This window comes from Streptomyces globisporus C-1027 (assembly GCF_000261345.2).
In the GTDB taxonomy this organism is placed as follows: Bacteria; Actinomycetota; Actinomycetes; order Streptomycetales; family Streptomycetaceae; genus Streptomyces; species Streptomyces pakalii.
The window spans coordinates 1106715-1119822 of the sequence record NZ_CP013738.1; the positions used below are offsets into that span (position 1 = coordinate 1106715).

Annotated in this window: 11 protein-coding genes and 1 pseudogene; 7 read left to right on the forward strand and 5 right to left on the reverse strand. The window is 72.3% G+C overall.

Annotated features, from left to right (window positions below; translation table 11 throughout):
• The first annotated feature begins 327 nt into the window (after positions 1-327).
• A complete protein-coding gene (locus WQO_RS04735; RefSeq protein ID WP_010057444.1) occupies positions 328-777 on the forward strand; it encodes a PTS sugar transporter subunit IIA in 450 nt (149 codons plus the stop codon).
• A gap of 76 nt (positions 778-853) precedes the next feature.
• On the forward strand, positions 854-2524 hold the full coding sequence (ptsP, locus tag WQO_RS04740; protein ID WP_010057443.1) for a phosphoenolpyruvate--protein phosphotransferase: 1671 nt from the start codon (positions 854-856) through the stop codon (positions 2522-2524).
• A gap of 76 nt (positions 2525-2600) precedes the next feature.
• On the opposite strand, the gene WQO_RS04745 is transcribed toward ptsP, so the two are convergent.
• Together WQO_RS04745 and WQO_RS04750 are read right to left on the reverse strand one after the other, a co-directional pair.
• Positions 2601-3572 carry a hypothetical protein gene (locus tag WQO_RS04745; RefSeq protein ID WP_010057442.1) on the reverse strand — a complete coding sequence of 324 codons (972 nt, stop codon included), beginning with the start codon at positions 3570-3572 and terminating at the stop codon, positions 2601-2603.
• A 63-nt stretch (positions 3573-3635) separates the two neighbouring features.
• Positions 3636-5615, reverse strand: coding sequence for an acetoacetate--CoA ligase (locus WQO_RS04750; RefSeq protein WP_010057441.1), 1980 nt, complete (start codon positions 5613-5615; stop codon positions 3636-3638).
• A gap of 217 nt (positions 5616-5832) precedes the next feature.
• Here WQO_RS04750 and WQO_RS04755 point away from each other — a divergent pair, with 217 nt between their 5' ends.
• A complete protein-coding gene (locus WQO_RS04755) occupies positions 5833-8196 on the forward strand; it encodes a glycoside hydrolase family 31 protein (protein WP_029181991.1) in 2364 nt (787 codons plus the stop codon).
• Positions 8197-8271: 75 nt separating this feature from the next.
• On the opposite strand, the gene WQO_RS04760 is transcribed toward WQO_RS04755, so the two are convergent.
• The gene (locus WQO_RS04760) at positions 8272-8838 is read right to left on the reverse strand and encodes an NUDIX domain-containing protein (protein WP_010057439.1); all 567 of its coding nucleotides are present in this window, start codon (positions 8836-8838) and stop codon (positions 8272-8274) included.
• Positions 8839-8899: 61 nt separating this feature from the next.
• Here WQO_RS04760 and WQO_RS04765 point away from each other — a divergent pair, with 61 nt between their 5' ends.
• The 4 genes and pseudogenes from WQO_RS04765 (at position 8900) to WQO_RS04780 (ending at position 11917) form a co-directional block, all read left to right on the forward strand.
• Complete coding sequence (locus tag WQO_RS04765; RefSeq protein WP_032747709.1) at positions 8900-9706, forward strand: M15 family metallopeptidase; 807 nt, start codon at positions 8900-8902, stop codon at positions 9704-9706.
• Between the two features lie 107 nt (positions 9707-9813).
• Positions 9814-10178 (forward strand): annotated as a pseudogene (locus tag WQO_RS04770) (Mpo1-like protein).
• Between the two features lie 84 nt (positions 10179-10262).
• Positions 10263-10730: a Zn-ribbon domain-containing OB-fold protein gene (locus WQO_RS04775; protein WP_237274106.1), complete on the forward strand. Its 468-nt coding sequence runs from the start codon at positions 10263-10265 to the stop codon at positions 10728-10730.
• Complete coding sequence (locus WQO_RS04780; protein ID WP_010057434.1) at positions 10727-11917, forward strand: lipid-transfer protein; 1191 nt, start codon at positions 10727-10729, stop codon at positions 11915-11917. Before WQO_RS04775 ends, WQO_RS04780 begins: the two co-directional genes overlap by 4 nt.
• A 163-nt stretch (positions 11918-12080) precedes the next feature.
• On the opposite strand, the gene WQO_RS04785 is transcribed toward WQO_RS04780, so the two are convergent.
• Together WQO_RS04785 and WQO_RS04790 are read right to left on the reverse strand one after the other, a co-directional pair.
• Positions 12081-12689 (reverse strand): GTP-binding protein, encoded by a 609-nt coding sequence (locus WQO_RS04785; RefSeq protein WP_010057433.1) that lies wholly within the window; start codon positions 12687-12689, stop codon positions 12081-12083.
• Positions 12670-13107: a DUF742 domain-containing protein gene (locus tag WQO_RS04790; RefSeq protein WP_010057432.1), complete on the reverse strand. Its 438-nt coding sequence runs from the start codon at positions 13105-13107 to the stop codon at positions 12670-12672. The genes WQO_RS04785 and WQO_RS04790 overlap by 20 nt, the downstream gene beginning before the upstream one ends.
• Position 13108 lies beyond the last annotated feature (1 nt).

A 13108-nucleotide genomic window follows, 5' to 3' on the forward strand; every position in this document is an offset into this window, starting at 1 on the left:
CCTTTCCGGCGAGTCCGACTCTATCAGGCCTTTTCCGTCCCCTTGACCACGGCCTGCGGGCACGCCGAAGGAAGGGTCATGGTTAGGATCTGGGCTTGAAAGTCGCCGCCGACCCACGACTCAAAGTCGCGTTGGGGTCAGGCAGGAGTACGACTGTACAGGTCGCCGGGGACCGAAGCAAATCGTTTCTGGTGCACCCCTAGGCCCGCCAAGCGGTAGGTCTCGGGCGGAACCGGGACTTCATATGACTTACTCTGCTGAGCAGTACGCCGTCCCCCATCAGTCGCGGCGGCGACACCTGAATCTCCACCCCCTGGGAGGCTCCCCATGACCAACGTGACGTCCCCTCTTGCTGGACGCGCCATCGGACTCACCGCGGTTCCCGACCCGGTCTTCTCCGGCGCGATGGTCGGTCCCGGCACCGCCATCGACCCCGTACGTGAGCCCTCCGAGGCCGTCTCCCCGGTCGACGGCATCGTCGTCTCCCTCCACCCCCACGCGTTCGTCGTCGTCGACGCCGACGGGCACGGGGTCCTGACCCACCTCGGTATCGACACCGTCCAGCTCAACGGCGAGGGCTTCGAGCTTCTCGTGAACAAGGGGGACACCGTGACCCGGGGCCAGGGCATCGTGCGCTGGGACCCGGTCGCCGTCGAGGCCGCCGGCAAGTCACCCATCTGCCCGATCGTGGCCCTGGAGGCCACCGCCGAGTCGCTCTCCGATGTCCGTGAGGACGGGGACGTGAAGATCGGCGACACGCTGTTCGGCTGGCAGTAGCGCCTCGGGCGCAGTCACCAGCCAGTTGCACAAACACCGCGGTGACTCGGTCGCCGCACAACCGGAGACGGGTGAAATGGAGACAACGCTGCGAGGCGTCGGCGTGAGCCACGGTGTGGCCATCGGCGAGGTTCGGCACATGGGTACGGCGGTGCTGGAGCCGCCCGCCAAATCGATTCCCGCCGAAGAGGCCGAGCGCGAACAGGGGCGTGCCCGGCAGGCGGTGGAAGCCGTGGCGGCCGATCTGGTCGCGCGCGGCAATCTGGCCGGCGGCGAGGCACAGCACGTGCTCGAGGCGCAGGCCATGATGGCGCAGGACCCCGAGCTGATGTCCGATGTCGATCGGCGTATCGCCGTGGGCAGCACCGCCGAGCGTGCCGTGTACGACGCGTTCGCCGCGTACCGTGCGCTGCTCGCCAATGCCGGGGAGTACCTGGCGGGGCGGGTCGCGGACCTCGACGACGTACGGAACCGGATCGTGGCGCGGCTGCTCGGTGTGCCGATGCCCGGCGTGCCGGACAGCGACGAGCCGTACGTCCTCATCGCGCGGGACCTGGCGCCGGCCGACACCGCGCTCCTCGACCCGACGCTGGTGCTCGGCTTCGTCACCGAGGAGGGAGGGCCCACCAGCCACAGCGCGATCCTGGCGCGGGCGCTCGGCGTTCCGGCCGTGGTGGCGCTCCCCGGCGCCGGTGAGCTGGCCGAGGGCACGGTCGTCGCGGTGGACGGCAGCACGGGTGAGATCTTCGTCGACCCGAGTGCGGAGAAGCGGGCCGAGATGGAGGCCGCCGCCGCCGCTCGTAAGGCCGCGCTGTCCGCCTCGACCGGTCCCGGTGCCACATCGGACGGGCACAAGGTACCGTTGCTCGCCAATGTCGGCGGTCCGGGCGATGTGCCCGCGGCGGTCGAGGCGGGGGCCGAGGGTGTCGGGCTGTTCCGTACCGAGTTCCTGTTCCTGGACGACAGCAAGCAGGCTCCTTCCGAGGAGAAGCAGGTCGCGGCCTACCGTGCGGTGCTGGAGGCGTTCCCCGAGGGACGTGTCGTCGTGCGGGTGCTGGACGCCGGTGCCGACAAGCCGCTGGACTTCCTGACCCCGGCCGACGAGCCGAACCCGGCGCTCGGCGTCCGTGGGCTGCGGAGCCTGCTGGACCACCCCGATGTGCTGCGTACCCAGCTGACCGCGCTGGCGAAGGCCTCCGAGGGGCTGCCGGTGTACCTGGAGGTCATGGCGCCCATGGTGGCCGACCGCATCGACGCCAAGGCGTTCGCGGACGCGTGCCGTGAGGCCGGGCTGCAGGCGAAGTTCGGCGCGATGGTGGAGATTCCGTCGGCCGCTCTGCGGGCGCGGTCGATCCTCCAGGAGGTGGAGTTCCTGTCGCTGGGCACCAACGACCTGGCGCAGTACACCTTCGCGGCGGACCGTCAGGTGGGCGCGGTGTCGCGGCTCCAGGACCCGTGGCAGCCGGCGCTGCTGGATCTCGTGGCGCTGTCGGCCGAGGCCGCTCGTGCCGAGGGCAAGAGCTGCGGTGTCTGTGGTGAGGCCGCCGCCGATCCGCTGCTCGCTTGTGTGCTGACGGGTCTGGGGGTCACCTCGCTCTCCATGGGTGCGGCGTCCATTCCTTATGTGCGGGCCACGCTGGCCAAGTACACGCTGGCGCAGTGCGAGCGGGCGGCGAACGCCGCTCGGTCCGCCGACTCGGCCGACGAGGCGCGCAGCGCTGCGCAGGCCGTGCTCTCGGGCGAGTAGGCGAGTGGACGAGTAGACCAGCAAGGGTTCCGGGGAGGGGCCTCCCGCCGTTGGCGGGAGGCCCCTCCCTCTTTTGTCAGTGGTGGGTTTCCGGGGGTTCGGCTCCGATGTCGAATCCCGCGCAGTACTCGACGCCGGATTCCGGGGAGACGGGCTCTCCGGTGTCCGCGTCCGTGCAGTAGGCGTTGAAGACCTCGCCGGCGGTGAGCGGGGCGAGGCCGCCGTGGGCCAGGCGCCAGCCGTGGACGCGGTCCGGGCTGTCGGGGGCGCTGGTGCGCAGGACCACGCCCCCGCGTGATTCCAGGGCCACGGCCACCGCGAGGACGGTGGCGAACTCGGCGCCCTCCGCGCTGTCGAGGCGGGCCGGTCCTGTGCTGTCGCGGTGGGTGTGGAGCACGGCCAGGAGCTGGTCGTTGTCCGTCGGGACGCTGCACACCAGGTGGTGGGTGCCCGGTCCCGCCGTCTCCAGCAGCCGCATCAGGAGGTGCGAGGCGCGGTCGAAGGCCGCGCGTCCGATGTCCTGGCCGCAGTCGGCGCAGGTGCCGAGGTCGGCGAGGAGGAGGGTGGCGTACTCCCAGGTGGCCTGGCGGACCGCGCGGGAGACGAGGACGGGGATGAGCTCGTCGATGCCCTGGCCGGTGTAGGCGACCGTGGCTCCGGCGGCGGCGATCTCCGCGGTGAAGCGGCTGCGGCTGGTCCCTCTGTCGGTGTCGAGGCCCGACTCGGCGCAGAACTCCTCGTAGTCCTCCGGGTCGAAGAGGGCGACGGTGGTGTGCACGCCCTGGGCCGCGAGCGCTTTGAGCAGGGCCTCGACCTGTTGGAGGTAGGCGGTGTGGTCGTCGAAGGGGAAGGTGCTGTAGCGCCGCATGGCCGCGAAGTCCTGGGCGTCGACGAGGAGGCCGACGGTGCTGGGTGCTTCGCGGCGCAACGTGCGTCGCAGGGTGGTGGTGCGCGGGGTGCCGTGCCTCCTGCCGTGCTTCTTGCGGTGTGCCGCTTTGAGCGTCGCCTTGTGCTGGGCGTTCTGCTTGGTGTTGTCGGTCTGCGCCATGTGTCCCCCTGTGCGCGGTGAATACTTGCTCACTCAGCGTAATCAGGGGGACTGACAGTGGCGTTACGCGCGGCGCTTCGCCGCCAGGTCGGCGTAGAAGTGGAGGAGGTCGAGGTTGTCGACGGAGCCCGGGTTGACCGCCTTGGCCAGCTCGGCGCCCTGGAGCAGGCGCTTGACCGGAACCTCGATGCGCTTGCCGGTGAGGGTGTGCGGGATGGCGGGGACCTCGATGACCTCGTCCGGGACGTGGCGCGGGGAGAGGTTGTCGCGGATGGTCTGCTTGATCGCCGCGCGCAGGTCGTCGTCGAGAGTGGCGCCTTCGGTGAGGTGGACGAAGAGCGGCATCCAGTAGCCGCCGTCGGGTTCCTCGAGGCCGATGACGAGGGATTCGCGGATCTCGGGGAGCCGTTCGACGGCTTCGTAGATGTCGGCGGAGCCCATGCGGACGCCCTGGCGGTTGAGGGTGGAGTCGGAGCGGCCGTGGATGATCACCGAGCCGTGGTCGGTGATGGTGATCCAGTCGCCGTGCCGCCAGACGCCGGGGTACATGTCGAAGTAACTGTCGTGGTAGCGGCTGCCGTCGGGGTCGTTCCAGAAGCGGATCGGCATGGACGGCAGCGGGTTGGTGACGACGAGTTCACCGACCTCGTTGATCAGCGGCTTGCCGGACGGGTCCCAGGACTGGAGGTCGGTGCCCAGGCAGGGGGCCTGGAGTTCGCCGATGTGGACCGGGAGGGTGGGGACGGCTCCGGCGAAGCAGGAGCAGACGTCGGTGCCGCCGCTGACGGAGGCGATCCAGAGGTCCTCGGCGACCTCGTCGTGGAGCCAGCGGAAGCCGTCGGGCGGGAGCGGGGAGCCGGTGGTGGCGACGCACTGGACGCGGGAGAGGTCGAAGTCGCGGCCCGGGTGGATGTCGGCCTTGCGGCAGGCCATGACGTACGCGGCGGAGGTGCCGTAGAGGGTGGCGCCGGTCTGTTCGGCGACCCGCCACTGGGCGCTGACGTCCGGATGGCCGGGGCTGCCGTCGTACAGGACGACGGTGGTGCCGGTGAGGAGGCCGGAGACGAGGAAGTTCCACATCATCCAGCCGGTGGAGGTGTACCAGAAGAAGCGGTCCTCGGGGCCGAGGTCGCAGTGGAGGCCGAGCTGCTTGAAGTGTTCGAGCAGGATGCCGCCCTGGGACTGGACGATGGCCTTGGGCAGGCCGGTGGTGCCGGAGGAGTACAGCACCCAGAGCGGGTGGTCGAAGGGGACCTGCTCGAAGACCGGTTCGGTGTCGGCGGAGGTGAGGGCGGCCCAGGCGAGGGCGCCTTCGGGGGCGTCGGTGCCGAGCAGCGGGATGTGCACGACGGCGCGCAGCGTGGGCAGTTCGCGCCGCAGCTCGGCGACGGTCTCCGTGCGGTCGTGCTCCTTGCCGCCGTAGCGGTAGCCGTCGACGGTGAAGAGGACGACGGGTTCGATCTGCTGGAAGCGGTCGAGGACGCTGCGGGCGCCGAAGTCGGGGGCGCAGGAGGTCCAGACGCCGCCGACGGCCGCGGTGGCGAGGAAGGCGACGACGGCCTGCGGGATGTTGGGGAGGTAGCCGCTGACGCGGTCGCCGGGGGTGACGCCGAGGGCGCGGAGTTCCGCGGCCAGGGCGCCGACCTGACGGCGGAGTTCGGCCCAGCTGATGGGGATCTGGGTGTGGGTCTCGTCGACGTACAGGAGGGCCGGGGTGTCGGCGCGGGCCGGGTCCTCGGCGGTGCGCAGGGCGTGTTCGGCGTAGTTGAGGGTGGCGCCGGGGAACCAGGTGGCGCCGGGCATCGCGCGGTCGCCGAGGACGCTCTCGTACGGGGTGGAGAAGCGGATGTCGAACCACTCGGCCACGGCCTGCCAGAAGGTGTCGAGCTCGTCGACGGACCAGCGGTGCAGGGCGGCGTACCCGCCGTCGGCCGGGGCACCGTACCGGGTCGCGGCCCAGTTCTGGAAGCGGGTGACGGCCGCGGCCTCGATGCGGTCGGGGCCGGGCTGCCAGAGCGGGGCGTCGGGCGTGGCTGCGGTCATGAGGGCTGCTCCCTGGCTGTACGGGTACGCGGGGTGGGCGTCGGCGCGCACGGGCTGGGGTGTGCGCGTGAGCGGCTGACACGGACGATGCCATGTGATCGTCTTCGGCACCAGGGTGGCTCCGCCCCCGGGGAGGCCGGGGAGCCTCGGCCGACATGGGTGAACGGGAGTTGAACGGAGGGTTCTGCGGGTCGGGCGGGGTGGCAGGGTGTGCGCCATGGACGGTCGTGACCTGGTGCGTCGGGTGAGGTTGGTCGGTTCGGTGCGGGGGCTGCGCACGGTGCGTTCGGCGTGGCGGCGCAGGGCCGCGGACGCGGCGGCGCTGCCGGCGCGCGGCGCGGAGCGGGCCCGGGTGCCCGGTGCGGCGACGGGTGCGGAGCCGGGGCCGGGCGGGGGTGTGGTGCGGTTCGCCCGTTCGGAGCTGCGCATCCGTGTGTCGGTGGGCGGTGCGGCGTTCTGGGCGTGGGACGGGGCGGACCCGCTGCCGTCGTACGCGGTGGCGGGCGATGCTCCCGCGCCGGACGAGCGGGCGGTGCTGGAGCCGGGCAAGGACGGCGGCTGGCAGGTGGTTGCGGAGCGGCTGACGGTGGTGGTGTCGCGGACCGGGGCGGTGGAGCTGCGGACGCCGGGCGGGGTGCTGTTGCGGCGTGAGCTGCCGCCGCGCTGGTGGGAGCCGGTGGGCGGGGGTCCGGTGCGGTGGGTGCAGCGCTCGGAGGTGCCGGCGGACGCGCGGTTCTTCGGGCTGGGCGGGCGTGCGGGCGGGCCCCGGTTGCGGGACGGGGTGTACCGGCTGTGGAACACGGATCCGGGCGGGCGTTTCGGTCCCGGGGACGATCCGCTGTATCTGACGATGCCGGTGCAGGTGGTGGTGTCGGACGCGGGGACGCATCTGGCGTTTCACGACAACTCCTGGGCGGGGCGGGTGGTGCTGCGGGAGGGCGAGGAGGGCGCCGGTTCGGGGCATGACCGGCCGGGCGCCTGCGAGGTGCGGATGGAGGGCGGGCCGCTGCGCTGCTGGGTGGTGGTGGGGACGCCGGCCCGGGTGCTCCAGGGGTGGACGGCGCTGACGGGAGCTCCGGCGCTGCCGCCGTCCTGGGCGCTGGGTCCGCAGCACGCCCGGTGGGGGTTCGGCAGCCAGGAGGGGGTGCGGCGGGTCGTCGACGGGTACCGGGAGCGGGGGCTGCCGCTGTCCGTGCTGCATCTGGACATCGATCACTACGACGGGCACCGGGTGTTCACGGTGGACCGGGAGCGGTTCCCCGATCTGCCCGCGCTGGCGAAGGAGCTGCGCGGGGACGGGGTGCGGCTGGTGTCGATCGTGGATCCGGCGGTGAAGGCGGAGCCGGGTGACGCGGTGTTCGACGCGGGCCGGGAGGTGGGTGAGCGCGGTGCGTACGTCCGGGACGCGCGGGGGCGGGTGGTGGTCGGGGAGGTGTGGCCCGGGGCGTGCGTCTATCCGGACTTCACTGATCCGGTTGTGCGGGATTGGTGGGGATCTCTGTACGAGGAGCGGCTTGCGCAGGGCTTCTCGGGGATCTGGCACGACATGAACGAGCCGGTGTCCTTCGCGGCGTTCGGGGATCCGTCGCTGCCGCGTTCGGCCCGGCACGTCCTGGAGGGCGCCGGGGGCGATCATCGCGAGGCGCACAACGTGTACGCGCTGGCGATGGCGCGGGCCGGGTACGAGGGGCTGCTCCGGCTGCGGCCCGAGGAGCGGCCGTTCCTCTTCTCCCGGTCGGGCTGGGCGGGGATGCAGAGGTACGGGGGCACCTGGTCCGGTGATGTGTCGACGGGGTGGCAGGGGCTGCGGGCGTCGTTGTCGCTGGTACTGGGGCTCGGCCTGTGCGGGGTGCCGTACTCGGGTCCGGACGTGGGCGGGTTCGACGGGTTCCCGTCGCCCGAGCTGTATCTGCGGTGGTTCCAGCTGGGGGCGTATCTGCCGTTGTTCCGTACGCACTCGGCGATCGACGCGGGGCGGCGGGAGCCGTGGGAGTTCGGGCCCGAGGTGCTGGAGCACGCGCGGGCGGCGCTGGTGGAGCGCGAGCGCCTGCACCCGTACTTCGTGTCGCTGTCGCAGGTGGCGCGGCTGACGGGTGCGCCGTATGTGCGGCCGGTGTGGTGGGGGGCGCCGGGCGACCGGGCGCTGCGGGAGTGCGAGGACGCGTTCCTGCTGGGCGACGCGCTGCTGGTGGCTCCGGTGCTGGAGCCGGGGGTACGGCGGCGGGCGATGCGGCTGCCGAGGGGGCGGTGGTACGACACGGCGACCGGGCGGGCGTACGAGGGGCCGGGCCAGGTACTGGTCGACGCCCCGCTGTCGGGGGTGCCGGTGCTGGCGCGGGCGGGCGCGGTGATTCCGGTACGGGGTGCGGACGGCGAACCGGAGCTGGAGGTGTGGGCGCCCGCGCCGGGGCGCACGGGCGGCGGCCTGGTGGTGCGGGACGCGGGTGACGGGTGGGCGGAGGCGGAGGTCGAGCGGTACGCGACGCGGTGGGAGGGTGACCGCGTGGTGGTGGAGCGGGACGGCGGGAAGGGTGAGGTCGACTGCCGGGTGCGGGTGCGGGGAGTGGCGGACGCCCCGTAGGTGGTTCCCCGGGGCCTGGGACGAACGTCTGTACGCGTCGGGCGGGGCGCCGGAGCCGTTCCCGGCGCGGTGCCCTCAGCCGTAGCGGCCCGCGAACCACGCGTCGGCGGCTTCCGTGTGCAGCGGGAACGCCAACGGCCTTGGGCCGTAAAGGATCTCGTAGCCGGATGTCTCGTCGGTCGGGGCCGACGGCGGCAGGCTCGCGAGGGGGCGGGGCGGGAGGAGGCCGAAGACCAGGAGGTGGCCGGCCGTGTCGCTGAGGACGTCGGCGAGCCGTACGTCCCGGGCGGCGGCCTCGATGCCGGTCTCCTCGCGGAGTTCGCGGGCGACCGCCGTACGCCAGTCCTCGGCGTGGTCGATGAATCCGCCGGGCAGGGCCGCGCCGCCCTTCTGCGGCTCGATGGTGCGGGTGATGACGACGAGTCCGGTGGCGCTCGGGCCGTCGACGGGGAGCAGGGCCACCGCGACGGGGAGCGGGTTGCGGTAGGCGGTGGTTCCGCAGTGCGTGCAGGTGCGGGGCCAGGTGTCGGCGGGCGGGAGGGCGGTGTACGGGGCGCCGCAGGTGCCGCAGTGGGAGTCCCGTACGTACCGGGGCGGCTGCTGCGGGGCGGTCGGGGAAGGGCGGTTGCCGGGTTCGGACACGGGCGGACTGTATCCGACGGGTTCTTCCGCGGGGGCCGCCCAGCTGATAGACGGTGTGCCCATGACAGGAATGCGTACCGCTCTGCGTGCCCTGGCCGTCACGGCCGCCGCCCTTCTCGCCGCCACCGCCCTCTCCCCCACCGCGCAGGCGCGTCCCGAACCGCGAGCGCCCGAGGAGTTCGTGGCGCTGCGTTCGGTGGATCCGACGATCATCCAGGAGATGCGCTACACCACGGCGCACACCTTCATGGGCGAGCGGGTGGACGGGTACCGGCAGCCGGTGTGCATCCTGACCCGGCCCGCCGCGCGCGCCCTGCACCTGGCGCAGAAGCGGCTGTTGCGTCAGGGGTATTCACTGAAGGTGTACGACTGCTACCGGCCGCAGCGGGCCGTGGACCACTTCGTGCGGTGGGCGAAGGATCTCGACGACCAGGCGATGAAGCGGGAGTTCTATCCGCTGGTCGACAAGTCGCGTCTGTTCGAGGACGGTTACATCGCGGAGAAGTCCGGGCACAGCCGGGGCAGCACGGTGGACCTGACCCTGGTACGGCTGCCGGCCCTGCCGACCAGGCCGCACCGTCCGGGCGAGCGGCTGACCCCCTGCTTCGCGCCGAAGGATGAGCGGTTCCCCGACAACTCGGTGGACATGGGGACGGGTTACGACTGCTTCGACACCCTCTCGCACACCGACGATCCCCGGATCCAGGGCGCTCAGCGCGCCAACCGGCAGTTCCTCAAGCGCACGTTGACCGAGGTGGGATTCGTGAACCTGCCGGAGGAGTGGTGGCACTTCACCCACAAACCCGAGCTGTTCCCGGACACCTACTTCGACTTCCCGGTGGAGCGCGGGTCGGTCGGCAGGCACTGAACGGAACGGGCGACCGGGACCACCCCCGTGGGCTCCGGCCGCCCGTTCTTCATCTCGGACGCGAAAGGGGCGTGTTCGGTTGCCGATCGGGCGGCTACGGTGCCCGTATGTCACAGCAGACGTTCGAAACGTACGAGGAATTCTGGCCGTACTACGTCGCGATGCACTCCCGGGCCGCCACCCGGTGGGTCCATCTGACCGGCACGCTGACCGGGCTCGCGCTGGCGCATACGGGCTCGCGCGGGGCCGGAAACGGTATCTGGCGGCCCTGCCGCTGATCGGGTACGGCACGGCGTGGCCCGCGCACTTCCTGATCGAGAAGAACAACCCGGCCACGTTCGGGCATCCGGTGTGGTCGCTGCGCGGCGACGCGCAGATGATCCGGACGATGCTCGCGGGCCGGGACGCGGAGCTGGCGGAGACCGCGGCGAAGTGGCTGGCCGAGCACGGGGATGACAGGAAGGGCGGCTGAGGCCCTGGGGCCGGACCCCTCGCCGGACGACGGCGCCCGTGGCACACTTCTGACGTTCCGTCAGATTCAGTGCCGGGAGGGGCTTTGTCGCGCACGCGTACACCCGTGGTGGCCGGTTGGTTCACCGAGGACGCCGCGGAGGAGGACTTCCGGCTGCTGGGCACCCGCTGCTCCGGCTGCCGGACGGTCCACTTCCCCCGGGAGGACGGCCGCTGCCGCAACCCGCACTGCTCCGGCGGTGAGCTGGAGGAGACACCGCTGTCAAAGCGGGGCACGGTGTGGTCCTGCACCGACGGGCGCTACCGGCCGCCTCCCCCGTACGTCAGCGACCCCGACGCCCCCTGGACTCCGTACACCCTGGTCGCCGTCGAGCTGGCCGTCGAGCGCATGGTGGTGCTGGGGCAGGCCGCCCCCGGAGTGGGCGTGGCCGATCTCCCGGTGGGCTCGGAGGTGGAGGTGGTGCCGGGCGTCCTGGACGAGGACCGGGCGACGGGCACCGTGCACGCGACCTGGCACTGGCGGCCGGTCGCGGCGGACGGGGACGCCTCATGAGCGGCGATGTGGCGGTCCTCGGGGCCGGGATGCACCCGTGGGGCAAGTGGGGGCGCGGCTTCGTCACGTACGGGCGGATCGCCGCGCACGCCGCGCTCGCTGACGCGGGCATCGGCTGGCCCGAGGTCCGGTCGGTGGTCGGCGCGCAGACGGTGCGCGGGGGCTATCCGGGGTACGTGGCGGGGGCGACGTTCGCCCGGGCGCTCGGGTGGCAGGGGGCGCGGGTGGCGTCCGTGTACGCCGCGTGCGCTTCCGGGGCGCAGGCCATCGACACGGCGCGGGCGCAGATCCTGGCGGGCCTGGCGGACGTGGTGCTGGTGGTGGGGGCCGACGCGGCGCCCAAGGGGTTCTTCGCCCCGGCCGGCGGGGAGCGGCCGGACGATCCGGACTGGCTGCGCTTCCGGGTGCTCGGGGCGACGAACCCGGCGTACTTCGGGCTCTACGCCCGCCGCCGCATGGCCCTGTACGGGGACACACCGGAGGACTTCGCGCTGGTCAAGGTGAAGAACGCGGCGGCCGGGGCGCTCAACGAGTACGCCCGCTACCGCACTGTGGTGACGGCGGAGGAGGTCGCAGCCTCCGCTATGGTCGCCGATCCGCTGCGGCTGCTGGACATCTGCGCCACGTCCGACGGGGCGGCCGCGCTGGTGCTGTGCAGCATGGAGTTCGCGCGAAGGCGCGGGGTGCGTGACCCTGTGCGGATCCGGGCCGTCTCCACCGTGACGCCGACCTTCCCGAGGACCGTCCTGGATCTGCCGGACATCGGCACGGATTCAGCGGTGGCCGTGGACCCGTCGCCCGAGAGCTTCCGGGCCTCGATCGCGCGGACCGCGTACGAGGAGGCGGGGATCGGGCCGGAGGACCTTTCGCTGGCCGAGGTCTACGACCTGTCCACGGCACTGGAGTTGGAGTGGTACGAGGACATCGGGCTGTGCGGCCCCGGCGAGGGGACGAAGCTCCTGCGTTCGGGGGCGACCGCGCCGGGCGGCCGGGTTCCGGTGAACACGAGCGGCGGTCTGGCCTCGTTCGGCGAGGCGGTCCCCGCCCAGGCCATCGCGCAAGTCTGCGAGCTGACCCGGCAGTTGCGGGGGCGGGCGGGGCAGCGGCAGGTGCCGGGCGCACGGGCCGGCATCACGGCGAACCAGGGACTGTTCGGGCACGGTTCGGCGGTGGTCGTGGTCCGCTGATCCACAGCGGCGTCTCAACAGGTTTTCCCTGCGCTTGGCTTGACTGCCCGTCACCGCAGCAGAACACTCAGGACCCGGCGCGCCGGGCGACGTGCGGCTCGTACCCCTGTCGGCGGGGGTACGGGCCGTACGCGTACCGGGGAACGGAGCTCGCTTTCCCGGCTCAGGTGGCGACGGGTTCGCGGGCCCGTGCCGCACGCTCCAGGGCGTGTTCCACGACCGCGACCAGGACGTCGCGCACGGAGGACCGGTCCCGTGCGTCGCAGACGAGCAGCGGGACCTCGGGGTCGAGGTCGAGGGCGGCCCGTACGGTCTCGGTGGGGAACCGCTCGGCGCCCTCGAAGGTGTTGACCGCGACCGTGAACGGGATCCGCCTGCGCTCGAAGTAGTCGACCGCGGCAAAGCAGTCCTCAAGACGCCGGGTGTCGGCGAGGACGACCGCGCCCAGGGAGCCCTGCGCCAGCTCGTCCCAGAGGAACCAGAAGCGGTCCTGGCCCGGGGTGCCGAACAGGTAGAGGACCAGGTCCTCCCGCAGCGTGATCCGGCCGAAGTCCATGGCGACCGTGGTGGTCGTCTTGGACTCGACCCCTGCCAGATCGTCCACCGGGCGGCCCGCCTCGCTGAGGCGTTCCTCGGTGCGCAGCGGTCTGATCTCGCTGACCGCGCCGACCGCGGTCGTCTTGCCGACGCCGAACCCTCCCGCCACCAGGATCTTCAGGGTGACGGGCTCGACAGGCCGCTGCTTGACGCGGCTAGAGCGCCCGAAGGCCATTGATTACCTCGCGAAGAATGTTCACGTCCGGCAGCTCGGCCGGTGGAACGGGACGGGTGACGTGCACCAGCTCGTCCTCGACGAGATCGCCGACCAGGACCCGTACCACCCCTACGGGGAGGTCGAGTTCGGCGGCGAGCTCGGCGATCGACTGGGGCCTGTCGCTGCAGAGTTCGACGATCGCCACGTGTTCGGGGGCGAGCGTCTGGTCCCGGCCGGGGTCGTCCGCGGCCGGTTCCGGCACGACGAGCGCGATCAGGTCGAGGCGGTGACGGGAGGCGCTGCTGGTCCGCCCCCGGGTCATCGCGTACGGGCGGACCACCGGCCCCGCGTCCGCGTCGTACCACCGGGAGGCCTGGGGGTCGACGGTCCCGTCCGGGGATCCGGGGCCGGTGCCCCGGGGGGAGTCAGCGCTCATG

What these genes read in the sequence shown, in the direction of transcription:
- WQO_RS04735 (WP_010057444.1), top strand. Translation starts at nt 328, where the DNA reads ATGACCAACGTGACGTCCCCTCTTGCTGGACGCGCCATCGGACTCACC.
- ptsP (WP_010057443.1), top strand. Translation starts at nt 854, where the DNA reads ATGGAGACAACGCTGCGAGGCGTCGGCGTGAGCCACGGTGTGGCCATC.
- WQO_RS04745 (WP_010057442.1), bottom strand. Translation starts at nt 3,572, where the DNA reads ATGGCGCAGACCGACAACACCAAGCAGAACGCCCAGCACAAGGCGACG.
- WQO_RS04750 (WP_010057441.1), bottom strand. Translation starts at nt 5,615, where the DNA reads ATGACCGCAGCCACGCCCGACGCCCCGCTCTGGCAGCCCGGCCCCGAC.
- WQO_RS04755 (WP_029181991.1), top strand. Translation starts at nt 5,833, where the DNA reads ATGGACGGTCGTGACCTGGTGCGTCGGGTGAGGTTGGTCGGTTCGGTG.
- WQO_RS04765 (WP_032747709.1), top strand. Translation starts at nt 8,900, where the DNA reads ATGACAGGAATGCGTACCGCTCTGCGTGCCCTGGCCGTCACGGCCGCC.
- WQO_RS04780 (WP_010057434.1), top strand. Translation starts at nt 10,727, where the DNA reads ATGAGCGGCGATGTGGCGGTCCTCGGGGCCGGGATGCACCCGTGGGGC.
- WQO_RS04785 (WP_010057433.1), bottom strand. Translation starts at nt 12,689, where the DNA reads ATGGCCTTCGGGCGCTCTAGCCGCGTCAAGCAGCGGCCTGTCGAGCCC.
- WQO_RS04790 (WP_010057432.1), bottom strand. Translation starts at nt 13,107, where the DNA reads ATGAGCGCTGACTCCCCCCGGGGCACCGGCCCCGGATCCCCGGACGGG.